Annotated in this window: 16 protein-coding genes and 1 tRNA gene; 4 read left to right on the top strand and 13 right to left on the bottom strand. The window is 39.2% G+C overall.

The window, feature by feature from the left end; genetic code table 11:
• Positions 1–5 precede the first annotated feature (5 nt).
• From BVU_RS11185 to BVU_RS11140, 10 genes are all read right to left on the bottom strand, one after another.
• Entirely contained in the window at positions 6–1,373 is a 1,368-nt protein-coding gene (locus tag BVU_RS11185) for a TlpA family protein disulfide reductase (RefSeq protein WP_011965525.1), read from the bottom strand.
• A gap of 115 nt (positions 1,374–1,488) precedes the next feature.
• Positions 1,489–2,973, bottom strand: coding sequence for a RagB/SusD family nutrient uptake outer membrane protein (locus BVU_RS11180; RefSeq protein ID WP_158303737.1), 1,485 nt, complete (start codon positions 2,971–2,973; stop codon positions 1,489–1,491).
• A 10-nt stretch (positions 2,974–2,983) separates the two neighbouring features.
• Entirely contained in the window at positions 2,984–6,514 is a 3,531-nt protein-coding gene (locus tag BVU_RS11175; protein WP_011965523.1) for a SusC/RagA family TonB-linked outer membrane protein, read from the bottom strand.
• Positions 6,515–6,557: 43 nt separating this feature from the next.
• Positions 6,558–7,640, bottom strand: coding sequence for a FecR family protein (locus BVU_RS11170; protein WP_011965522.1), 1,083 nt, complete (start codon positions 7,638–7,640; stop codon positions 6,558–6,560).
• A 72-nt stretch (positions 7,641–7,712) separates the two neighbouring features.
• Positions 7,713–8,279 (bottom strand): sigma-70 family RNA polymerase sigma factor, encoded by a 567-nt coding sequence (locus BVU_RS11165; RefSeq protein ID WP_005839106.1) that lies wholly within the window; start codon positions 8,277–8,279, stop codon positions 7,713–7,715.
• Between the two features lie 78 nt (positions 8,280–8,357).
• Positions 8,358–8,431, bottom strand: a tRNA-His gene (locus tag BVU_RS11160).
• A gap of 75 nt (positions 8,432–8,506) precedes the next feature.
• Complete coding sequence (locus tag BVU_RS11155; protein ID WP_011965521.1) at positions 8,507–9,580, bottom strand: CapA family protein; 1,074 nt, start codon at positions 9,578–9,580, stop codon at positions 8,507–8,509.
• 935 nt (positions 9,581–10,515) lie between these two features.
• On the bottom strand, positions 10,516–11,397 hold the full coding sequence (gene folD, locus BVU_RS11150; RefSeq protein ID WP_005848775.1) for a bifunctional methylenetetrahydrofolate dehydrogenase/methenyltetrahydrofolate cyclohydrolase FolD: 882 nt from the start codon (positions 11,395–11,397) through the stop codon (positions 10,516–10,518).
• 113 nt (positions 11,398–11,510) lie between these two features.
• Positions 11,511–12,833, bottom strand: a complete 1,323-nt coding sequence (gene ffh / locus BVU_RS11145) for a signal recognition particle protein (RefSeq protein ID WP_005839100.1) — start codon at positions 12,831–12,833, stop codon at positions 11,511–11,513.
• Between the two features lie 98 nt (positions 12,834–12,931).
• Complete coding sequence (locus tag BVU_RS11140) at positions 12,932–14,254, bottom strand: MATE family efflux transporter (RefSeq protein WP_005839098.1); 1,323 nt, start codon at positions 14,252–14,254, stop codon at positions 12,932–12,934.
• 339 nt (positions 14,255–14,593) lie between these two features.
• On the opposite strand from BVU_RS11140, the gene BVU_RS11135 reads away from it, so the two are divergent.
• Positions 14,594–15,949: an OmpP1/FadL family transporter gene (locus tag BVU_RS11135; protein WP_011965520.1), complete on the top strand. Its 1,356-nt coding sequence runs from the start codon at positions 14,594–14,596 to the stop codon at positions 15,947–15,949.
• 58 nt (positions 15,950–16,007) lie between these two features.
• On the opposite strand, the gene BVU_RS11130 is transcribed toward BVU_RS11135, so the two are convergent.
• Positions 16,008–16,568, bottom strand: a complete 561-nt coding sequence (locus BVU_RS11130; protein WP_005839094.1) for an RNA polymerase sigma-70 factor — start codon at positions 16,566–16,568, stop codon at positions 16,008–16,010.
• 24 nt (positions 16,569–16,592) lie between these two features.
• A complete protein-coding gene (locus BVU_RS11125) occupies positions 16,593–17,684 on the bottom strand; it encodes an acyltransferase family protein (RefSeq protein ID WP_005839092.1) in 1,092 nt (363 codons plus the stop codon).
• A gap of 200 nt (positions 17,685–17,884) precedes the next feature.
• Between BVU_RS11125 and BVU_RS11120 the strand changes: the two genes are divergently transcribed.
• The 3 genes from BVU_RS11120 to BVU_RS11110 all read left to right on the top strand — a co-directional run bounded on the left by BVU_RS11120 (position 17,885) and on the right by BVU_RS11110 (position 22,721).
• Positions 17,885–20,308, top strand: coding sequence for a beta-N-acetylhexosaminidase (locus BVU_RS11120; protein WP_008668055.1), 2,424 nt, complete (start codon positions 17,885–17,887; stop codon positions 20,306–20,308).
• 233 nt (positions 20,309–20,541) lie between these two features.
• The gene (locus BVU_RS11115; RefSeq protein ID WP_011965519.1) at positions 20,542–21,372 is read left to right on the top strand and encodes a carboxymuconolactone decarboxylase family protein; all 831 of its coding nucleotides are present in this window, start codon (positions 20,542–20,544) and stop codon (positions 21,370–21,372) included.
• 134 nt (positions 21,373–21,506) lie between these two features.
• Positions 21,507–22,721 (top strand): hypothetical protein, encoded by a 1,215-nt coding sequence (locus tag BVU_RS11110; protein ID WP_005848789.1) that lies wholly within the window; start codon positions 21,507–21,509, stop codon positions 22,719–22,721.
• Between the two features lie 74 nt (positions 22,722–22,795).
• Here the strand turns inward: BVU_RS11110 and BVU_RS11105 are convergent, their stop codons facing one another.
• Positions 22,796–24,049, bottom strand: a complete 1,254-nt coding sequence (locus tag BVU_RS11105) for a phosphoglycerate kinase (RefSeq protein WP_005848791.1) — start codon at positions 24,047–24,049, stop codon at positions 22,796–22,798.
• Positions 24,050–24,165 lie beyond the last annotated feature (116 nt).

Raw genomic sequence — 24,165 nt, 5'->3', positions numbered from 1 at the left:
ATTTACTATTTATTAAGAACAGAATCAATCAAAGTACCAATCTCTTCACTTGACGGACGTGGAGCGTATGCATTCACAATATTGAAATCCTTGTCAATCAAAATAAAACGAGGAATATACATGATAGCCCAACTTTCTTTTAAAGCAACATCATTGGAATGATATTGAGTCAATTCTTTCTTATGTCCATCCAAATACCTTAACCAAGGTTTCGTTGTAGTATCTGTAGAAACCGGAAGAAAAACGATATCCTTACCCACATATTTCTTACCTAAAGCCTCAAATGCCGGAGATTCCTGAATGCAAGGCCCACACCAGGTCGCCCATAAATCAATATAAATCACCTTACCCTTAAAATCTGCAAGATGCTTCACATTACCCTCCACATCCAACATTTCAAAATCAATGGCAGGTTGTCCGGGAAGCAACTTGGAAGCTTGAACAATCTTTCCTTCAATTTCTGTTGCAAAATCAGCATTCTTCACTGTTTGCAAAAATGCCTTCGCCTCGTTCACAGTCTGTTCTGAAGCTTCATTTCTCAGATTATCGACTATTTTAGCACAAGCATATAATTCCGTAGTACGCGCAGGAATGGAAATATCCTTAAACCAAAGAGAAGCCAATGTAGAATCTTCCTGATAAGACAAAACATCGCGCACCACAGCTACATTCAGCATATCTTCATTCACAATCTCCTTATATAGCGGAGTTACATCCTGAGTTAATGAAACATTAAACTCATTCCATTTAGCCCGCATCTCTTCTTCATTCTTCACTTCGGCAAACATCCTTGAATAACTTGCATAACAGATATAACTATTGATAATATCCGCTTTGATCCGTGCTGTTTCCAGCTTTTTAAATGCATCAGACACATTACTCAACGTATCCAATGTATGCATACGTATAGCGGCCAAGCTGTCAACCAACGCTTTAGTGGACACAAAATCTCCACGCAAGTTACCACCGGCTTCCAGATAAGAACCACCTTTCGGAAAAAGACGGAACTTCATGTAATTATTGGCTTCGGCTCCGATTCCCGAGAATTCCGCTTCTGTATTTGTCTGAGTTACTTTGATAGTCATGTCATCTCCTGGAGTAAGATACAATGTGTTGCGGCTGATAGTATAATATGTCGGCTCTTTAAGTACAAAAGTAGTATCAAAATAACCGGCAGCATCCGTTTTCAACAAAATATCTCGGCTGTCACCTAGCATAGATGCTGCTCCGTCAAATCTCATACGCACATTCTGGCTACCCATATCAAGCAACTGGCCTTTCAAATGAACCGTATTAATAAAATTTGATTTTTTTTCTGTACACGAAACTGCACATAAAATAATGAATACTATAAAAAAAATATTTTTTCTCATATCGCCAATTATTATAATGTAATTAATAACATATCATTTTGTCAAAAACATACTACATATACCCCAAACGTAGCATCTCAAAAAATCATTGAAGATTTGCACTATTTAAGGTTGTTCATTCATATCTATTTTGTTGAATAGCACCATTGCTTGACCCTATTTCAACATCATTTATTGGCATCGCCCACAACAAACTATTGGAAGGAATCGTATAAGTTTTAGGCTTATCTATAAAAACCTCAGACATTGATATTTCAAAAAAATTCTTTACTACTGTCACATCATCTTCCAATATTTCATTTACACCATAACGTTTGATATCAGGTATACGCATAGAAAATGGCATTTCACGACGTCTTTCAGCCAATACAATAGATAAAGCTTCACTTTGGTTACCTGCGCTAAGAGAAATGTAGGTACCGGCCTCATAACGCTTTTCACGAAGCACGTCCAAAGTCTTTAAACCCTCTTGCCACATTCCTTGGCGAATTTGTGCCTCTGCTTTATTTAATAACATTTCAGCAGTAGTCAAGCCAGATATTATATAACGTCCATCATAGAATTGATTATAACGATATGCTTCATACGGAACTCCCATACGACGGTTTCCATGTTCCACAAAAAACAACTTAAAACGGCGGTCATTCTGCTGATCATATAGACTCACTAAATCATCAGATGGAATAATCCATTGACTACGCGCATAAGTAAAACGTGGGAAAAGAAATTCCTTCCAATATAAATACTTAATCGTTGTCCATTTATGAGTTTCACAATTATATACATCCTGTGCCGGAAGACCCTCCATTTCTGGATAAGATTCAACAGGAGCATAACCCAATTCATTAAAATCCAATAGTTCAGGAGCTCCTTCCAAAGCCTTTTCCGCAGTAGCTTGTGCCTCCTTATAATTCCCCATTGTCAAGTATACACGTGAAAGTAATGCATTTACTGTTGCCTGACAAATACGCCATGGAAAATTAGGATTTACACTCTTATCTGGGGTCACGGCTGCAATTTCCAAATCATCTAATATCAATTGATAAATTTCGTCCAATGACACCCTGGCTATTGACTCCTCAAAATCCGTATTCAAACGTTTGGGAAGTCCCAAAGCATTTTTATTGGCTTCACAATAAGGCAAGCAATAATATTGAGCTAATACGAAATACGAATAAGCACGTAAAAAATGGGCATTACATTTTAATTTTATTTTCTCGCTTTCATCTCCAGTAACTTTATCCACATTGTTAATTATGGTATTAGCTTTAAAAATATTTGAATACTCTCCATTCCATAAACCATCCGAAGCCTGTGAAGCAATCCCTGCTGTATGCAATATATTATAAAAAACCGTACTTGATATAGCAAATGCACTAGGATCAGCTTTATATAATTCGGCTGTCAAGTCGGCATCATCATTGGAATAACAAGCAAAGGGATTGGTTTCATTAATAAATGCTGTTGCATTATCATAAATTGCAACCAGTTGTTCCACGTTATTAATAGGAGCACTAGTAGAAGGCGAAGGCACTTTAGACAGATAACTATCACACGAAGACAATACAGTCAACAAAAAAACATATATTATTTGTTTCATAATCTTTAAATTAAAAATTAATATTAGCGCCAAAGGCAATTGTTGCAGATGGTTTATTACTTCCAGGTAGCCATTCAGGATCATACCCATAATCATTAGCACAATAAATCAATCCTAAATTACGTGCTTGAACAAAAAGTTTCGCCCCCCTAAGATGTAATTTTCCAGCAAGTTTTTTAGACAAATTATATTCTAAATTGATTTCTTTCAAACGAATAAAAGAAGCATCTTGAACAAAATATTCTAAATTCGGAGTATAACGATCCCATAAATAAAAATTAGATTCATCTTTAAGAGGCCAAGTAGGATATAGAGTACCATCACTATCAGCAAAATCCTTAATAGAACTACTGACAAAAGTTTTTCCGCTACCTACAGAAGGAATACTTCCGGCAGTAGGCGCTCGAAAGATACCACCAAAATTACCTGTTAAATAAACATATAAACTGAAATTATTCCAAGTAAACTGATTAGACCATCCAAATGTGTGGGGAGGAATAGTAGTACCACTATAATGCAAGATATCAAGTCCCAAAGAACGATTATGTACAGAAACATCATTCATGGATATTTTATCTCCATTAGCCCCAATAACATAAGGTATTCCATTTTCCGTTCCCAAAAAATCATATGAATACAAACTACCGACTGGTCTTCCTTCGACATGAGTATCTGCTTCTACTAATTCATAACAATAAAGAGCCGGATAATAAAGCTTTAAAATCTTATTGTAGTTATAAGCATAAGTCACAGTGGAACGAATCCCCAAATCTACCGATGGTATATGGAAGTTTCCTGTCAACTCTAATTCAACACCTCGATTTAATATTTCAGCATTATTAAATTTCTGAGTACTAGTACCATATACAGACGGAATAGTAACCTGTCCGATAACATCCTTACTTTTCCGATTATAAAAATCCAACTTACCGGATAATTTACTTCTAAACAAGTCAAAATCAACACCTATATTTGTAGTATAAGTTTTCTCCCAACGCAAAGATGGATTACCAAAGCTAGAGATATTTCCAGTAATAGTACCTGTAGTAGAATTAACCGAACTTCCAACAGAAACCAATGTCAACGGCGAGGTACTTTTTTCCGCATTACCATTTATTCCATAAGTAGCACGTAAATTTAAATAGTTAATCCAATCTATATCTTTTATAAACTCTTCTTTACCTATATTCCATTTTGCGCCAACAGACCACATAGGCGACCAACGCAAAGACGGGTCATCCGAAACAAAATTAGATCCATCACCACGAGCACTGAAAGAAGCTCCATATTTTCCGTCATATACATACCCTATATTAGTATAATAGGATACATATCTGTCACAACGAAGACTATAACTTGTATTTCCACCCTCAATTGTTGCACTATTTCCAAAAAAATTCTTGAATGAGTCTACATTACTACCATACCCATAAGGAGGAACAGATGATGTATTTTTCTCTTTATTATATCCATACACATACGGATTAACAGTACCTTCGGTATCATATTGGCTTATTTCAATACCAGCTAATGCAGAAATTTCATGTTTTTCTGCAAATGAATTGTTATAATTCAATTGGTTTCTAAATACATAATTTGAATATTCCGTCTTACCTGATCGCAAGACCCCACCTTTAGGAATACGAGAAACCCCTACTTCCTGTGTTTCATTATTATATTCCGTATATGAGTTTACTAAATTACGCGCATAAAAAGTATCTTCGCTATCATAATTTTTATATTCTGAAGATGTCGATTCATACTGCACACGCATATCATAATTCAGTCCCTTAATAATTTGAGCATTTAACCCCAGCTGAACACGATACATTGTATTTGTAGTCTTATATTCACGCCCACGCACTTCACGAAGCATATTGTATGACCAATCACTATAAGGTAATTTTTCTAAAGGCAATTTTTCTAATTCCGCACGATTATATACATTCAAATTAGTTGCATAACTACCATCTTCATTCAATAACATTTCATAAGGTGACAAATTACTGAATTCACCAATAGTCACGCCAGACGTTTCTTGATCCTTACGTTGCAAGGTTGTTATCAAATTAGCAGTCAACCATTTTGTAACCTTATATGAATTATTATAGTTAATCATGAACTTCTCATATCCACGTTTAATAGTACTTTCATCATTTTTCTCATACATTAAAGACATATAATTTGACATACGTTCAGTTCCTCCAGATATACTGACATTATATTGTTGCAATAACTGTGTTTGCATTAAATAATCTTTCAATTGTTGACGATTACTAGTATTACGTAAACGCTCTAATCCCTGCTCCATTTCTTCTTTAGAAAGCCCTTGATATTTATTAGCATAATATAACTCTTGTGCCAAAGTTAGAGAATTCTGTATTTTTGAAAAAATTGGAGCATATTCCCAAGCTGCCATCTTCCAGTTATTCTCAAACGCTCTCATTTCATAATCAACCATTGTACGGCTATCTGCCTGATTCATAATATATTCAAGATCAGGATTAGTACCTATACGAACAAATGCCTGTACATCAACTTGAACTTTATCCTTTTTACCTTTTTTGGTCGTAACAACAATAACCCCATTAGCGGAACGAGCTCCCCAAATTGATGCAGCAGCCGCATCTTTCAAAACTGTAACACTTTCCACATCATTCGGATTTATACTACTAAAATCCCCCTGAATAGGAAAACCATCCACTACAAGCAATGGCTTTTTATCAGCATATAATGAACTTGAACCACGAATTAAAAAATCAATGCTTCCATCCTCTTTTTCCGTCGCCTGCATTCCAGCAACCAAACCTTGTAATGCCGTAGAAAGATCTGCTGTCGGACGTGATGATAACACACTGGAATCTACTTTATCAAATGAACCTGTTGCGCGTTCTTTTGATAAGGTCTGATATCCAGTAATCACAACATCTGCTAAAGCAGTTGCATTACTCTCAAGCTGAACATTAACCATCTTTTTATTTACCTGTGCTTTTATAACTTTATCAGTCATCCCCACAAAAGTAAATGAAACTAAATCCCCAGACTGGACTTCCAATGTATATTGCCCATTTATATCGGTAACAGTACCTTTACTAGTTCCACCAATCATAACTGTAGCCCCAATTATACTTTCTCCATCCTCATCCGTAACGACACCCTTCATTAAAAAAGACTGACGATTTACATTCCTGTCAGCCTTTCCCGGCAAAATCAGGATCAAGTTTCTTTTCACTTCATAACGTAACGATGTTTGTTTACAAAAATCTTCTAGAACTATTTTAAGAGGAGCCTGAGTATAAGACAAACTCACTCTTTTATCCTGATCTATGTTTTCTTCATCATAAACGAAATGGACCTTTGTTTCTTTTTGTAACCGTTCCAACGCTGTTCTGATCAACACTTTATCTACATTGATAGTTACCTTCGTCTCAGTTTGAGCAAACAGATTTCCCACTGAACAAAAGAATATGACCAATGCAACAAAGCATTTAACCATGAGATTTCCGCCGTAAAAATTTTTGCTCGAAAGTTTTGCACTCATAATGTTTGTTGATTAATTTAATAAATATATTATTTGTTATAACTCACTTTTCTCTACTATCTTCAATGTAAATCGTTTCTTCTTCGCGAGTAAAATGTACATTAGACACTCTCTCAATCACTTCAATAGCAAAATTCAACTCTTCATCCCTGAAAATGATACCTGCAAATCTTTTATCTTTCAAAGATTCATTTTTAAAATAGATATCTACATTATACCACCGTGACAGTTGGGCAACAATTTCAGACAAAGACGTATTACGAAACTCATAATTTCCTTTCGCCCAGGAAGTAAATAGATAAGCAGGCACATCACGTGTCACTATATCATCATTATTCGGTTCAATAACCGCTTGTTGGTCAGGATTTAACACAACCGAAACTTTAGTTGTACTTACTTTGATACGCCCTTCTGCAAGAGTCGTATATACCTTATAATCAGGATAAGCAGATATATTAAAACTTGTACCAAGTACCTCCACCGAATGTCTGTTTGTATGAACTATAAAGGGGTGCTTAGCATCTTTCGCCACTTCAAAAAAAGCTTCCCCTTCTAGGAAAACTTCTCTTTTTTCTCCAATGAAAGAAGTTGGATAACGCAAAAGACTTTCAGCATTCATCCATATCCTTGTTCCATCCGATAAAATCAACTGATATTCCCCTCCTCTTGGAATAGCCAATGTATTAATCTGAGGAGTTGAAGAAACCTCTTCCACTTTTCTATAAGTCAATAATTGATTGGCATTATTATTGATTACAGTAGAATTTGCATTAGAAATCGTACCCTTTTTAACAGACAGATCCACTTTTTCTCCATTCTCTAAAGTAAGGATAGCCTTGCGGCTGCCTGTTTCCGGAAATGAAACCACAGCAGCCACTACGGCCTCCTTGTTTTGTGTGTTATTGTGAAGAGAGAATATGTGACTGACTCCTAAAATAAGAAAAAGAAAAGCTGCCGAGGCTGCTACACAATATAAACTGAGACGGTGATTCTTTCTTTTTTGAAGCTTATATTGCAGGTTTTCCCATGAACGTTCATGATCATATTGACAACGAAATTCTTCTTTTCGCTGCGCTATATAATACTCAAAAGACTTTTTGTTCTTTTTTGGATTCTCTTTGTTCATTGATTACTTTCTTTTAATAAAAGAGAGTCCAAATTAATAAATGGGTGACAGAAAAAGAAGAAAAATTTAATTTTAGTAAAACAGTGAGTGCAGATTGTATTCTTTTCTTAATTGTTTCAATGCTCTTGTCAGATGAGTTTTTAGGGTATTCACAGAAATATGAAGTTCCTCAGCAGCTTCTTTATATTTCTTATTTTCCATAATGACAGCTCTCACCACTTGTAATTCCTGATGAGGTAATTTTTGTAGTTTTTCCAATAATAACTTATTTCGTTCCTCTTGCTCCTCTTCATCTATAGACTCTTCAGGAATACCCATATCAATGCCTGAGAGTTCTTCCATAGACAACATGTTGTTTTTCTGCAAAGCATTGATGGCCGCATTCCGCACAGACAAATAAAGATAATAACGAAGATTCTGATTTATTTTCAAATAATATTTCTTCTCCCAAAAATAGATAAAGAAATCCTGCACAATATCTTCAGCCATCTCAAAAGAATCGGTCAGCTGCACCGCATATATACATAATTTCATGTGATAAGCATCAAATAATAAACGAAAAGCCTCCTTAGGAGATGTCTGGAACAACTCCAAGATATACTTATCCTTTTCGCTATTATCTTTCAAATTTATCATCATGATAATACACTAATAGACATAAAAACTGAAAAAGGTTCTATAAATCATTAGATTTACAGAACCTTTCATAGGTGAAGGGGTGACTAGTGGGATTCGAACCCACGACATTCAGAACCACAATCTGACGCTCTAACCGACTGAACTATAGTCACCATGTTAGGCTTTCCTTTCGAAAGCGATGCAAAGGTACTGCTTTTTTTTATATCTGCAAACTTTTTGAGGAAAAATTATTCAAAAAAATACTCTTTTATGCCTCCATTCGATTTTCCTAATAAATTTTCAGTTCCTTTCAAGAAACGTTTCATCACATTAAGTTCCTCATTATTAATGGATTTATTAATAAAAGTAACAGGATATAATTCAAAGTTCTTTTTTTTACTTAAAACAGGTCTTGAAGTCCAAACCAATGCATATTCACAATCCGCTAAACGGGTTATTCGAAAAATCCGTTGCAACTTCAATCTTACCATAGCTCCTCCATCCGTTTTTTCTTTCGACATATTTGAGATAAAATTACCTAATGAATAAACAATGACATGCCGGGCAGGAGTCCGGGGGTCTTTTACAATTTCCATAGGCTGGAGTACATGCGGATGCGAACCTATTACATGATCAACTCCTTGTTCAATCAACCAGTTAGCCAATTCACACTCCGATCGTTCAGGGAACGAACAATATTCCACTCCCCAATGCATACAGGCTATAATAACATCAGGAAGTTTTCTGCGTGCATCAAGAATATCTTTTTTTATTTGTTCCCGATTAATATAATTCACCACATTCGGAGCATCAGTCTTCAAGCCATTCGTTCCATAAGTATAGTTCAACAATACAATTCTAAAACCATTCTTCTCAATCAATAACGGGTAGTTCTTATGACGTTCTTCCGGGTTCCTATAGGTTCCAGCATGATGTATTTTCAAAGAATCCAACATCAGAATAGTACGTTCCAACCCCAACTTCCCCTTATCCAGACAATGATTGTTAGCGGTCAGCAATACATCAAATCCGGCTTCCTTTATAGCATGAAGATATTCATCCGGAGCACTGAACGCCGGATACCCTCTATAAGGCTTTCCTCCCAATGTCACCTCTAAGTTCCCTATAGCCATATCCGCCTCACTTATTTCTTTCTTCACATGACGGAAGCAATCATTATAATTATACCCGTCTCCTTGCCTGGCTGCATCAATTTGAGCCTGATGTTGCATCAAATCACCGACAAACAACAAAGAGATCTGATCTTGCGCCGATAGCGACAAACCAAACCATAGCAAAAAAAGAATGAAGATCTGTTTCATCTATTCTAACATTAAAGGGTACAAGATAGGAAAAAATTCGTAAAGAACAAAGTTCTACACTAATTTACAGTTTTCATACGCTTGAATTCCGTAGGAGCAACCCCGAACTGTGCCAACAGGCTTCACTAACCTGCACCCGTTCTGAAACAGCAGTACCATCGTTTTTTTCAAGCGAATAATACAAATAAAAAATTAGAAAGAGGATCTACAAGCATTTGCAACAAATCTTTATATATCACACACATGCCTTATTGATGACAATGACCCCAACAGAAACCACGTCAGCAAGCATGCCAACCGCCAGTCCAAAAGACAAGGACATTTAAAAAAAAGACCAAGACGTTTTTAAAAAAGACGGCGGCCTTTTAAAAAAAGCTCGTCATCTTTTTTAAAAATGACCTGATCTTTTTTACCACAGCCGGAATCCGCCATATTCCATAAAGGTACAAATCCTCCATGCGCACTTCTTACAAAAAAAACCTAAAAATAGCCTACTTTACATCAAAACGGAATAGCCTATAAAAAGTATATATATAACTGTATTCAAGCATTTTATGCAAAATTCAGCTTCACAATACAGTGAGGGCATAAGAGCATAAGTGAGAGCAATATTTTTTGCCCTCACCATCTAAATCTTTTATAATAAACCTATTATACATGCAGTGAGGGCATGAGGGCATAAATGTCCCGAACTTCCCAGCGAGAAAGACCGATACATCAAGGACACTCCCGAAAGTATGATTACTCCGAAGAACAAAATAATCTTTTAAGAGCGAAAATCCTTCCTTATGATTTTACAGGTAAGTCCGAAAAACAGGCATAACTTTTGTTCATGAAAACAAGTGTGTCAAAAGCAGGTCAGCTTATCTTGTAAGCATTACCAAACTTTTGACACATTCTTTTTTATCCAGCAAGCTTCGCAAAGCGTGTGGCACTTATTTGTAAATGGCCTTTTTTCCAGCCAGCAACGTATTCTTCATTAAAGATACAATAGTCATAGGTCCCACACCACCCGGAACAGGAGTGATATAAGAACATTTGGGAGCCACTTCATCAAATTTCACATCTCCGGTCAGTTTGAATCCGGATTTCTTTGTGGCATCCGGCACACGGGTAGTACCCACGTCAATAACCACCGCACCTTCTTTCACCATCTCAGCCTTCACAAAATTCGGCTGACCCAGTGCAGCAATGATAATGTCAGCTTCCTGACATTCTTTTACCAAATCCTTGCTGCGGCTGTGACAAACAGTTACAGTGGCATCACCCGGATAAGCTTTCTGCATCATCAGGCTCGCCATAGGCTTACCCACAATATTGCTACGGCCCAATACTACACACTTCTTTCCCTGTGTTTCAATATGGTAACGCTTCAGCAATTCCAGAATACCATTAGGAGTAGCAGATACATAGCAAGGAAGACCAATGGACATACGACCTACATTGATAGGGTGAAAACCATCCACATCTTTCCGATAGTCAATGGTTTCAATCACTTTCTGCTCGGAAATATGCTTCGGTAAGGGAAGTTGTACGATAAAACCATCCACGTCAGCATCCTCATTCAGTTCTCTGACCTTTGCCAGTAATTCTTCTTCCGTCACATCTGCTTCATAACGGATCAGACTGGATTTGAAACCACATACTTCACAGGCCTTTACTTTAGCCGCCACGTATGTCTCACTTCCCCCGTCGTGTCCAACGAGGATTGCAGCTAAATGGGGACGCTTGCCACCTTTAGCCACGATTCCGGCAACTTCCGCAGCAATCTCCTGCTTCACCAGTTCCGAAATAGCTTTTCCATCAATTAGTTGCATACTATTTATTTATAAATAATCCATTGAGCAACAAATGTAGCATAAATCAGCCACGTTGCATAATAAAAAAAGGAGAAAGTTCCGCACTTTCTCCCTACCTGTTTATTTAAACCTTACTTTTTAAGTTTCGGCATCATCTTACCCATCTTGCTGCCGGTCACCATCTTCATCATCTTGCGGGTCTGGTCAAACTGCTTCAGCAGACGGTTTACCTCCTGAATGCTGGTTCCACTGCCTTTGGCTATACGCGTACGACGTGTTCCGTTCAGGATTTCGGGATTTGTACGTTCCTGCGGAGTCATGGAATAAATAATCGCCTCAATGCTCTTGAAGGCATTATCATCGATATCAATGTCTTTAATCGCTTTACCCACACCCGGAATCATGGAAGCCAACTCTTTCAGGTTACCCATCTTCTTTATCTGATGAATCTGGCTCAAAAAGTCATTGAAGTCGAACTGGTTTTTGGCAATCTTTTTCTGAAGGCGCTTTGCCTCTTCCTCGTCATATTGCTCCTGCGCACGTTCTACCAAAGACACGATATCACCCATACCGAGAATACGGTCTGCCATACGTGCAGGATGGAACTGGTCGATAGCATCCAACTTTTCGCCGGTACCCACAAACTTGATAGGCTTATTCACAACGGTACGAATAGAAAGAGCGGCACCGCCACGGGTATCACCATCCAACTTGGTCAGCACAACACCGTTAAAGTCCAGACGTTCATTAAATTCACGGGCTGTATTCACCGCATCCTGACCGGTCATTGAATCGACAACGAACAATGTTTCATCCGGATTGACCGCTTTCTTAATCGCCTCAATCTCATTCATCATCTGTTCGTCGATAGCCAGACGACCGGCTGTATCGACAATAACCAAATCATAACCTTTCGCTTTTGCTTCATGAATAGCGTTCAATGCAATCTGCACCGGATTCTTGCTGTCCAATTCACTATATACAGGAACCTCGATTTGTTCTCCCAATACTCTTAACTGTTCGATAGCAGCGGGACGATAAACGTCACAAGCCACCAACAGCGGCTTACGGTTCTTCTTGGTTTTCAGCATACGGGCCAGTTTACCGGAGAAAGTAGTCTTACCGGAACCTTGCAGACCTGACATCAGGATAACCGCCGGACGACCTTCCAACACCAATTCGGCAGTCTCACCGCCCATCAATGCAGTCAGTTCATCATGTACAATCTTTACCATCAACTGGCTGGGCTTCACAGCCGTAAGCACATTCTGCCCCAAAGCTTTTTCTTTCACAGTATCAGTAAAGCCTTTGGCGACCTTATAGTTCACGTCAGCATCCAACAAAGCTTTACGCACATCCTTCAATGTTTCCGCTACATTAATCTCGGTGATTTTCCCCTCACCTTTCAGAATCTTAAAAGACCGTTCCAGTCTCTCACTTAAATTATCGAACATATATATTTAATTATAAATTACAAATTATGATTGCCTGTCCTTCTTTACTAACCTTCAGAATAACAACAGGGTGCAAAAATACAAAAAACTTATGAACCTTATATCTTTTTATTCTGCCATTTTGCTTTTTTCAAATAAATAATGCTGCTAAGCAGTAACAAACTATAGTACACCACCTCTATAGAAAAACAAACAGAAACCGGTGCTTTCACCACCATGCCTATCCATAGAATGTAAAGGGCGTAGAATACCAAAGTCCCCATTTCAAGTATCAGAGCAGCCTGCGTATTTCCAGTTCCCGAAATGGCATTGAAATAAATATTCGCCACTGATGCAATAATCATCGCTCCGGCAATGACATACAACGAAGGCACAGACTCTACCAGCAACGCCGGTTCGTTGGTGTAAACCGAAAGCATGGCATGAGGAAAAAGCACCACCACCGCCACACAGACCACCATAATGAGAAACGACATCCGGGCTATACGCCAAATCAAACGCATGACATGGGTTATCCCCCCCGCACCAATCAGATTGCTGACCAATGAATTGGTAGTAGTAGACAATGCCTGAACCGGAATGAGCATCACAATATAGATACTACGCACGATATTGGCAATCGCCAGCTCGCGTTGACCCAACCGTTCTATCGCGATGAAAAAGACAAACCAAGTAGCCATGGCCAAAAAATATTGTATCATGGTAAAACACGAAATACTCAGAATTTTTCCCAATAAAGAAAAGTCAATCTTCTGCCAGTGATTCAAGCCGAATTTCTTAAAATCCACCTTTGCGTAGGTATAAATCAAGAAAAAAGCCAATGAAGCGGCTTCAGCCATCACCGAAGCGACAGCTGCTCCTTTAATCCCCATCTCCGGCATTCCAAACTTACCGAAAATCAAAATATAGTCCAACAGCACATTCACCAATGCCATGACCACTGCATTCATTGTCAGCACCTTAGTACGTGTAATACCAATATACAGCGCACGGAACATCACGTTGACAAAGGCGAAGAAAAAGCCCCAAATACGCCAGTTGAGAAATTCCATGGTAGCATCAAAAATGGAATCAGATGAAATGAGCAAGCGGACAATGGATGGGGCCAAAAGATGTGTCAGCCCAAACATGAGCACCGCCAATCCCAGCAAGAATGTCCCTCCCTGTATCATTACGGGACCCACATCTTTGTAACGTCCTTCTCCATTACGACGAGCAATCAAGATTTGTGAACCGACACTAAAACCGAAAGCAATAGTGAAGACACAGATATAAAACAATCCACCCATGGCGGAAGCTCCCAACTCGACTTCTCCTACCCTGCCCAGGAAAGCAGTATCTGTCACATTGATAATGTTTTGCGCCAATAATCCGAGAAAAATCGGATAACTTACGTTCCATATTTCTTTGTTGGTATACATATATTTTTTTTGCATTGAGTAAAAGAGTTGCAAAGATACTACATTCTTTTCAATCCGGTGTTCTGAATGGAGTGAAGAAACTGTAAACAGACCAGGAATTTACTTAGCGGACAGGCGTGCCGGAACAAATATATCACAAAAGCATCAGCATGCTCCCTCATTCCACAGTTCCTACCAATCAATCACACAAATAAAAAAAGGATATTCATCATCCAGGCAAATAGTTTCTGTTGAAACAGTTGATTTTTTCAATAGACGACACAAATAATTGCACAAAAGGTTTGCCCGTGTGTTATTTTATCCTACCTTTGCGCCCGCAAACAAAAAATCAAGTAATAAATGAAGAAACTATTATTAATTAGTGCAGCGACACTAATCGTTTCAAATTCAACTTTCGCAGGAGGTATTTTAACCAATACAAATCAACATGCAGCTTTTCTCCGTATGCTATCTCGTGGTGCTACAACAGAAATAGACGGTGCTTTATCTAATCCTGCCGGCCTGGCTTTCTTGCCCAAAGACGGATTCCATGTAGGATTGAGCATTCAGAGCGCTTATCAGACTAGAAATATTGATGCCAGTTTTATGACATACAATGGCGTTAACGCCACAGGTCCTACTGTTGCAGACAAGCCTTTTGAAAAATATTACGAAGGAACAGCCGCCGCACCGGTTATCCCCAGCCTCTTCGCCGCATATAAAAAAGGTGAGTGGACAATTTCAGGATTCTTCGCCATCACTGCCGGAGGTGGAAAGGCGTCTTTTGATGACGGACTGCCTATGTTCGACGCCTCAGCTATGGCAGGTATTTTTCAAGAAGGTTTAAAAGCAGAAAAACCTACGGTTATAACTCCTGATATGTATGATATAACAAGTGCCATGGACGGTAAACAATATATTTACTCTTTGCAGCTGGGATTATCCTATAAAGCTACCGAATGGCTTTCCGTATTCGGTGGAGGTAGAATGAACTACTTTACCGGTGGCTACAAAGGCTTTCTGAACGCTATTGTAAAAGGAACAGACACAAACCTGTTGCCTCTTGCTCTAGACTGTGACCAAACCGGCTGGGGACTTACTCCTGTTATCGGTGTAGATGCTAAACTGGGTAAACTGAACATTGGTGCCAAATATGAATTCAAGACCAACTTGAATATCGAAAACAATACAAAGAACTTACAATATCCACCCAGTGCCAAAGATATGGTAGCCCCCTACGAACACGGTGTGAATACTCCCAATGATATTCCAGCCATGCTCTCTATCGCAGCCGCCTACGAATTCCTTCCGGTACTTCGCGCTTCTGTAGAATATCATTTTTATGATGACAAAAATGCAGGTATGGCAAACGGCAAACAAAAATATCTGACTAAAGGAACCAATGAATACTTGGCAGGTATTGAATTTGATGTAACCAAGCAACTAACTCTCAGCTGTGGTGGACAAATCACTGACTACGGACTATCAGATAACTATCAATCAGACACCAGTTTTTCTTGTGATTCTTACTCTTTGGGAGTCGGAGCCAAAATAAAGATGAACAAACACCTCTATTTAAATGTTGGTTATATGTGGACTAATTATGAGGATTATACAAAAAAATCAACCAACTATAACGGAACCGGACTACCCGGAACAAATGTATATAGCCGTACCAACAAAGTGTTCGGTTTAAGTGCAGATTATAGTTTCTGATTCCTGTATATGAAATAAGAACAAGACCATGTCCAAATAACTGAGACATGGTCTTGTTTTATAAAAAACTCCAAAGAAACTGATAATCCTTCAGCTGCACCCGCAACTGTTTCAGCGACCGGGTGATATGAAATTCTACAGTCTTTACAGAAATATCCAGCCGCAAAGCAATTTCCTTGTTCGGTAAATTTTTCATCCGGCTCAAAATAAACACCTCCCTGCTTGTAGGAGGCAATTCACTAATGGCTTCCTGCACCAAAGCTTGAATCTCATCACAAAACAATTTATCGGGATCACAAGCCTCCAAAGTCGAGATACGCAAAGCCAGTTCTTTCTGCCGCATATCTCCTATATGCTGCTCGGCACGCATACGTACCTCCAAGTGTTGCAAATGATTCAATGAACGATTTTTTATGGCAGTCAACAGCAACGCAGAAATATTGGTATCCTCCTGTAACTCATTCCGGTGCTCCCATACATTAGTAAAAGCCCCCATTACAATATCCTCAGCCTCTTCCCTGTTCCTGACATACGAGTAAGCAAACTGAACAAACTGTTGCTGACGTTTGCTAAACACCTCCGTCAGTTCTGACATAAAAACATTCTTCGTCTCTTTCATTTAACTAATTTTCTGTTTCCGTTTTTAGATCTTGACATAAATACCTTTCTTGTATAAAATATGAACAATACTCCAACAAAATAATACATACAACAAAGCATAGGCTAATGAACCGGGATAATTTCCCAACACCGGAACCAGTACCTTTTCATAAATAAAGACACTTGCCCCCGTAGCGCCCAATAGAATCCCCATTATTTCCGCAAACACATAGATAAACAAAGGGTTCACTCCGAACGACCGGAAAAAAACACACCAACCTTGATAGCCTTTTATATCAATGATCCAGATAAGCAGAGCCAAAAAGCTGGATGCCAATCCGCAGGTTGTAATGACAAAAGTAGGCGACCACACTTTCTTATTGATAGGGCAGCCGTAACTTAACAAAAAGCCAGCAAATGTGAGAATAGTACCCACCAAAAACAATCGTTGTATCTTCTCGTCATTATCTTTAGCAGAAAACAATAACTTTCCACAATAAAACCCTACCATTACATGGCACACCGCAGGAAGCGTACTCAATAGTCCTTCCGGATCAAACGCCATTCCACCATCATGGTACATGTGGGATGTACCCAATGCCCATACATCAAAACGGGCCACTATATTAGTGGCCGACAAGTTAAAGCCGTCTCCCATAGCCAATAAAAGAAAATAGACGGCCAAAGTTACCAAAATGATAGCGGGAAAATATTTATGCTTCACCGTTATAGCAACCAGACTAGTCACACCGTATCCTATAGCAAGCCGTTGCATGACTCCTAAATAACGCAACTCTTCAAAATTCAGATGATGTGTAAAAACCGATTTGGCCAGAAGATTCAAAAATAGACCGATACAAAAAATAACGACTGTACGTTTCACAATCTTCCGTAATGTAGCATGAGAATAAGTAAAATTATATTTCCGCAAAGAAATATAAGTGGATATTCCCATAATGAACATAAAAAAAGGAAAAACGAGATCGGTAGGGGTTAACCCGTTAAAGGCGGCATGCTCCAACGGAGTATACACATACCCCCATGAACCGGGGTTATTTACAAGAATCATGCCTGCAATAGTGATGCCTCTCAATATGTCAAGAGCAAGCAACCGTTTGGGGGTATTTGCTGTCATGCGTGTTAGATTAATAAATTGGTTAACTCGGACAAAGATAGCATTCTATTAGCAATAAAGAAACAAATCTGTGAAAAATATTTTTATATTGTAAACATATTAATCTCTCTGAAAAACATGTTTATTCCGTTTTTATTGCTATTTTTGTCCAAAAAGAATTTCTATACCCCCTTTATTTAAAAACTTAACACAGATTTATTATGAAGAAAAAGAGTCTGCCAGTATTTTTCGTTGGGTTATTAATGTGTGGATGCCAAATGAAAGAAGTAATCAATGAGTACAATGTAGTTCCATTGCCTGTTACCATGAGCGAGCAGCAGGGACGTTTTTACCTGAACAGTGATGTTCCTATCGTCGTTAACGCCTCACAAGAAGTGAAACACATTGCTTCCGGCCTGTCAACCACTCTCCTGGATATAGCCGGTCTCAAGCTGAAACCGACTGACGAGTTACATGAAAATGTACCCTCCATTGTTTTTGACAGCATTCCGGGGATGGAAAAAGAAGCCTACAAGTTATCGGTCACCCCTCAACTGATAAAAATTACCGCATCGGCGCCTAACGGCTTTTACTATGGATTACAGACCCTGTATCAACTGTTGCCGGTGGATGTCTATTGTAAAGAAAGAGCACGTAATGCCGAATGGAGTGTACCTTGCGTTGAAATAGAAGACGCCCCAACATTCCGCTATCGCGGAGCCATGCTGGATGTATGCCGCCATTTCGCATCTATAGATTATATCAAAAAATTCATAGATGTATTGGCTGCACATAAAATGAACACCTTCCACTGGCACCTTACAGACGACCAAGGCTGGAGAATTGAAATCAAAAAATACCCCAAACTGACTGAGATCGGCTCTCAACGTTCAGAAACCATGGTGGATTATTTCTATACCCATTACCCATTCAAATATGACGGCAAGCCCCACGGAGGTTTTTACACACAAGACGAAATAAAAGAAGTCGTTGCATACGCTCAAAGCAAATATATCACTGTCATTCCGGAGATAGAGTTACCTGGACATGCCTTGGCCGCTATCGCTTCCTACCCTGAATTGTCCTGTACTCCGGACAGCACCTACGAAGTTTGCAAATTATGGGGTGTGTTTGACCAAGTATTCTGCCCTACCGACACCTTCTTCCAGTTTATGGAAGGAGTCATGGACGAAGTGGTGGAATTATTCCCAAGCTCTTATATACATATAGGTGGTGATGAATGTCCTAAAACAGCCTGGGAACAATGTGAACATTGTCAAAAACTGATACGTGAACTGGGATTGGAAAATGACATCACTCCCAATCCCGTAGACGGAAGAAAGCATACGAAAGAAGAGAAATTACAAAGTTATATCGTAAGCCGTGTGGAAAAATACCTGAACAGCAAAGGACGTAATATCATCGGTTGGGATGAAATACTGGAAGGAGGGCTTGCCCCCAACGCCACAGTGATGTCATGGCGTGGTGTGGAAGGCGGAATGACCGCAGCCAAAGCCGGACATGATGCTATTATGACTCCTAATCCTTACGCTTACCTTGACCATTACCAGGAAGAACCGGAAATAGCTCCTGTTACTATCGGTGGATACAACACACTGAAAAAGACATACAGCTATAATCCTGTACCGGCTGATGCAGACAGTTTGGTAAAACAGCACATCATTGGTGTACAGGCCAATTGCTGGGCAGAATATATGCCAACTGAGGATAACCGTGATTATCAAATCTTCCCACGCCTGATCGCTATATCCGAAACCGGCTGGACTCCGATGAAGAAAAAGAATTTTACTTCATTCTGCAACCGCATGGTTGAAGACTTCCAACGTCTGGAAGCAATGGGCGTAAAACCTTGCCTCAACTTCTTTGATGTAAATATCAACACCCGTGCTACCCAAGAAGGTGTACTGAATGTAGAGCTGGAAACATTCTATCCGGGAGCACAAATCTATTATACGACTCATGGTGAGCAACCATCCATACATGCCAACTTATACAATCGTCCATTCCCATTGGACGGCACATACGACTTGAAAGCCGCTGCTTTCGTTAACGGCAAACAAATCGGTAAGGTTACTCATAAACAGCTTTACAAGAATTTAATCAGTGGGAAAAAATATGAAATCATGCCCGAACCCAAAGGTATGAAAGGTGATATTTTAGGAGAAAATGATATATTGGGCGCAGACACTGTGACTTTAGGACTGACCAATGGAAAACGTGGAAATAATGCCTCCTCCACCCCGTGGGTAGGTATCAGCCCAGACAATAATGACAAAGTTACTTTTATAGTAGACTTTGAGAAAGCCACTATCCGTAAAATCAGATTCGGTACATTGTATAATGCAGCAGGTGGAATATTGCCGGTGAGCAAAGCTGTAGTCTATGTTTCCTCTTTAGACAACAAATTCGAGAAAGTAGCCGAAAAAGAATTCACTTACGATATCAAAGAAAATACGTTCAGAGGCTTCGATGAAGAAATAGAATTTCCGGCACAAGAAGCGGTGAAGGTAAAAATAGAATTTACAAGCGGAGGTAAAATACGCAATGGAATTGATTGCTATAGCCCTCATGATAAAAGCGAGGTACCCAGCACAATAGCTTTGGACGAAATAGAAATCTATTAATTACCTATTTATATAAGGAGAATTGAATTCCATTGTAATCCGGCTCAAAACCTTGTTTTCTATTTCCTGATTGAAAACTTAGCCGGATGACAATGGAATTTCATTTTAAAAAGCACAACAAACGAAACAGGAAAAATGGTATAAAAATCTGTAATCCGGGTACAATCTTATTTTTTTCAACTCCATACTTTTGTACATAGAATTTATATTGAAAGACTTAAAATATGAACGCTATGAACAAAGTCATTTTACTTTTAATATTCAGTATTTTAACAACAACCAGTATGGCACAAAAAAAGATCAAACAGACAGCAGGACGCGACCAATTAGGAACATTTGCTCCTAAATTCGCAGAACTTAATGACGACATTCTTTTTGGAGAAGTGTGGAGCCGCACCGAGCAACTCGGTCTTCGTGACCGCAGTTTAGTCACAATCACCTCACTCATCAGTCAAGGAATAACGGACAGTTCGCTTACATTCCATCTCCAATCAGCCAAAAACAACGGTATTACGCGTACGGAAATTGCAGAGATCATCACTCACATCGGCTTCTATGCAGGATGGCCGAAAGCATGGGCGGCATTCCGTCTTGCCAAAGAAGTATGGAATGAAGATATCTCTTGTAAAGATAAAGATGAAAAAACAACGTTCCAACGCGAAATGATTTTTCCTATCGGAGAACCAAACACCGCTTATGCACAATATTTCACTGGTAACAGTTACCTCGCCCCTATCTCTCGTGAACAGGCAAGCATTTCCAATGTCACCTTTGAACCACGCTGCCGTAACAACTGGCACATCCACCATGCAACTCAAGGTGGCGGACAAATGCTTATCGGCATAGCCGGCCGTGGCTGGTATCAAGAGGAAGGTAAAGCAGCTGTTGAGATTCTTCCCGGCACAGTGATCCATATCCCTGCCAACGTAAAACATTGGCACGGTGCAGCCGCCAACAGTTGGTTCGCCCACCTTGCATTCGAACTTTCCGGAGAAAACACATCCAATGAATGGTTAGAACCCGTAACCGATGAAGAATACGACAAGATTCAAATGTTGCCTTGAATGAGGCAACAAAAATAATTTGTATCGGTGCAGACTTTATATGTAGAGGCGCACAATTCTTTTACCAAGACACACGTGCGATTTTCAAATAAATTATGTAATTTTGCCGACTGTTTATAATAACCCTTTAAAATATGAGAAAATATTTATTTTTATTCACATTTTTACTGCTATCGGCAAAAAGTTTTGCTCAAGACAAAGATTTCAATTACAAGTTCTACGGACAAATCCGCACCGACTTCTATTACAATAGTCGTGCCAATGAAGAAACTGTTGACGGGCTCTTCTATATGTATCCTAAAGATAAAGTGTACGATGCAACAGGTAAAGACCTGAATGCGACAGCCAATGGAAGCTTTTATACTTTATATACCCGTTTGGGAATAGATGTGCAAGGTCCCAAGTTGGGAAGAGCAAAAACCTCCGCAAAAGTAGAAATGGACTTCCGCGGATCAGGAACAACCTTCTCCACTGTACGTCTGCGCCATGCCTATTTAAACCTTGATTGGGGAAAACCGTCTTTACTGTTGGGACAAACCTGGCATCCGTTATATGGTGACGTTGCTCCACAAATTCTGAATCTGAATATGGGAGCTCCTTTCCAACCGTTCAGCCGTGCCCCACAAATACGATTCCGCTACAAAGCTGGTGATATACAACTGACAGGCGCGGCTATTTGGCAATCCCAATACCTGTCTCAAGGTCCTGATGGGAAAAGCCAGAAATACATAAAAGAAAGTTGTATACCCGAAATCTATATTGGTGCAGATTACAAAAGAAGCAACTGGCTAGTGGGAGCAGGCATTGAAATGATTTCATTAAAACCTCGTACTCAATCGGTAGTAGAAGATGAAGTTTACAAAGTGGATGAACGTGTCACTGCCCTGTCTTACGAAGTTCACATGAAATATACTTCTCCTCTATGGTATGTGGCAGCAAAAAGTATTTTGGGTTCCAATCTTACACAAGTATCCATGCTGGGCGGATACGGTGTAAAATCCACTGATGCCCGTACGGGAGAACAAGAGTATTCCCCCAACCGGAATTCTAGTTCATGGCTGAACATTGCATACGGTAAGAAATGGAAACCGGCTGTTTTTTTAGGTTATATGAAAAATTTAGGAACGAGTGACGAAATAAGTAAAATGTATGGTACAGGAACCAATGTAGACCAATTGGTAAGCACCAGCGCAGAACTAACCTATAATGTGCCTCACTGGAAATTGGGAGTTGAATACAATCTTACTTCCGCATGGTATGGTTCCATGAAAAGTTCTAACGGAAAAATTATTGATACTCATTCTGTTTCAAACAACAGACTGGTAGCAACAGTTTTGTTCATGTTCTGAAAAGTACAAAATAAAGAATATAAAAAAGGCAGCTTTCGAAAAGGCTGCCTTTTTTATATATAGCAGAAAATTAATTATTCACCTTTGATAGCTGCAACACCCGGAAGAATTTTTCCTTCAATTGCTTCCAACAAAGCACCGCCACCGGTAGAGATATAAGAAACCTGGTCAGCCATGCCGAACTTGTTGATACAAGCTACAGAGTCACCACCACCGATCAATGAGAATGCACCGTTCTTAGTTGCTTTTGCGATAGCTTCAGCGATAGCACGTGAACCGGCAGTAAAGTTATCGAATTCAAAAACACCGGCAGGACCGTTCCACAGAATAGTCTTGGCATCTTCAATAGCAGCAGCAAATGCTTTCTGAGTTTCAGGACCTGCATCCAAACCTTCCCATCCGTCAGGAATATTATTTGCAGGAACAACCTGAGTATGAGCATCGTTAGAGAATGCATCAGCAGCCACACAATCAGAGCCCAATACCAAATTCACACCTTTAGCTTTAGCCTTAGCAATGATATCAAGAGCCAAATCCAATTTGTCATCTTCTACGATAGAATTACCAATTTTTCCACCTTGAGCTTTTGCAAAAGTATAAGTCATACCACCGCAAAGAATCAAGTTATCCACTTTATCCATCAGGTTTTCAATGATACCAATCTTAGTAGACACCTTGGAACCACCCATAATAGCAGTGAACGGGCGCTTGATATCTTTCAGGATATTATCAACAGCTTGAACTTCTTTTTCCATCAAATACCCCAACATCTTGTTGTCCGCATCAAAATAGTCAGCGATAACGGCTGTAGAAGCATGTTTACGGTGAGCAGTACCGAATGCGTCATTGATATAGCAATCAGCATAAGAAGCCAAAGTCTTGGCAAATTCTTTCTGAGAAGCCTTCATCGCTTTCTTGGCATCTTCGTATGCAGGATCTTCTTTGTCAATGCCAACAGGCTTTCCTTCTTCTTCAGGATAGAAACGCAAATTTTCCAACAACAGGACTTCACCCGGTTTCAAAGCAGCTGCAGCATCACCGGCTTTCGCACAATCAGGAGCAAATTGAACAGGTACACCTAATTTTTCAGAAACAGCATCGACAATCTGGCTCAATGAATATTTAGCATTTACCTTACCTTTGGGTTTACCCATGTGTGACATGATAATCAAGCTGCCACCATCAGCCAACACTTTTTTCAGTGTAGGAAGAGCACCACGGATACGAGTATCATCAGTAATTTTACCATTTTCGTCCAAAGGTACATTGAAGTCCACACGGACAATTGCCTTTTTACCGGCAAAGTTGAATTTGTCAATTGTCATCATAATCTCTTATTTTTGTTTATAGTGTATAAATACAATCTCGCTTATTTTGGGTGTTGCAAAGTTACTAATATTTTTTATTAGCAGTGTGTCAGGGGGGTAATAATTTTACTTGAAAT

It is taken from the genome of Phocaeicola vulgatus ATCC 8482 (genome assembly GCF_000012825.1).
Taxonomy (GTDB): Bacteria; Bacteroidota; Bacteroidia; order Bacteroidales; family Bacteroidaceae; genus Phocaeicola; species Phocaeicola vulgatus.
Note: the sequence above shows the minus strand (reverse complement) of the source record. Positions and strands in the feature narration are given on the sequence as shown.

Bases quoted from the DNA above. Each gene is read 5' to 3' on its own strand.
- BVU_RS11185 (WP_011965525.1), bottom strand. From the start codon at position 1,373: ATGAGAAAAAATATTTTTTTTATAGTATTCATTATTTTATGTGCAGTT.
- BVU_RS11180 (WP_158303737.1), bottom strand. From the start codon at position 2,973: ATGAAACAAATAATATATGTTTTTTTGTTGACTGTATTGTCTTCGTGT.
- BVU_RS11175 (WP_011965523.1), bottom strand. From the start codon at position 6,514: ATGAGTGCAAAACTTTCGAGCAAAAATTTTTACGGCGGAAATCTCATG.
- BVU_RS11170 (WP_011965522.1), bottom strand. From the start codon at position 7,640: ATGAACAAAGAGAATCCAAAAAAGAACAAAAAGTCTTTTGAGTATTAT.
- BVU_RS11165 (WP_005839106.1), bottom strand. From the start codon at position 8,279: ATGATGATAAATTTGAAAGATAATAGCGAAAAGGATAAGTATATCTTG.
- BVU_RS11155 (WP_011965521.1), bottom strand. From the start codon at position 9,580: ATGAAACAGATCTTCATTCTTTTTTTGCTATGGTTTGGTTTGTCGCTA.
- folD (WP_005848775.1), bottom strand. From the start codon at position 11,397: ATGCAACTAATTGATGGAAAAGCTATTTCGGAACTGGTGAAGCAGGAG.
- ffh (WP_005839100.1), bottom strand. From the start codon at position 12,833: ATGTTCGATAATTTAAGTGAGAGACTGGAACGGTCTTTTAAGATTCTG.
- BVU_RS11140 (WP_005839098.1), bottom strand. From the start codon at position 14,254: ATGTATACCAACAAAGAAATATGGAACGTAAGTTATCCGATTTTTCTC.
- BVU_RS11135 (WP_011965520.1), top strand. From the start codon at position 14,594: ATGAAGAAACTATTATTAATTAGTGCAGCGACACTAATCGTTTCAAAT.
- BVU_RS11130 (WP_005839094.1), bottom strand. From the start codon at position 16,568: ATGAAAGAGACGAAGAATGTTTTTATGTCAGAACTGACGGAGGTGTTT.
- BVU_RS11125 (WP_005839092.1), bottom strand. From the start codon at position 17,684: ATGACAGCAAATACCCCCAAACGGTTGCTTGCTCTTGACATATTGAGA.
- BVU_RS11120 (WP_008668055.1), top strand. From the start codon at position 17,885: ATGAAGAAAAAGAGTCTGCCAGTATTTTTCGTTGGGTTATTAATGTGT.
- BVU_RS11115 (WP_011965519.1), top strand. From the start codon at position 20,542: ATGAACAAAGTCATTTTACTTTTAATATTCAGTATTTTAACAACAACC.
- BVU_RS11110 (WP_005848789.1), top strand. From the start codon at position 21,507: ATGAGAAAATATTTATTTTTATTCACATTTTTACTGCTATCGGCAAAA.
- BVU_RS11105 (WP_005848791.1), bottom strand. From the start codon at position 24,049: ATGATGACAATTGACAAATTCAACTTTGCCGGTAAAAAGGCAATTGTC.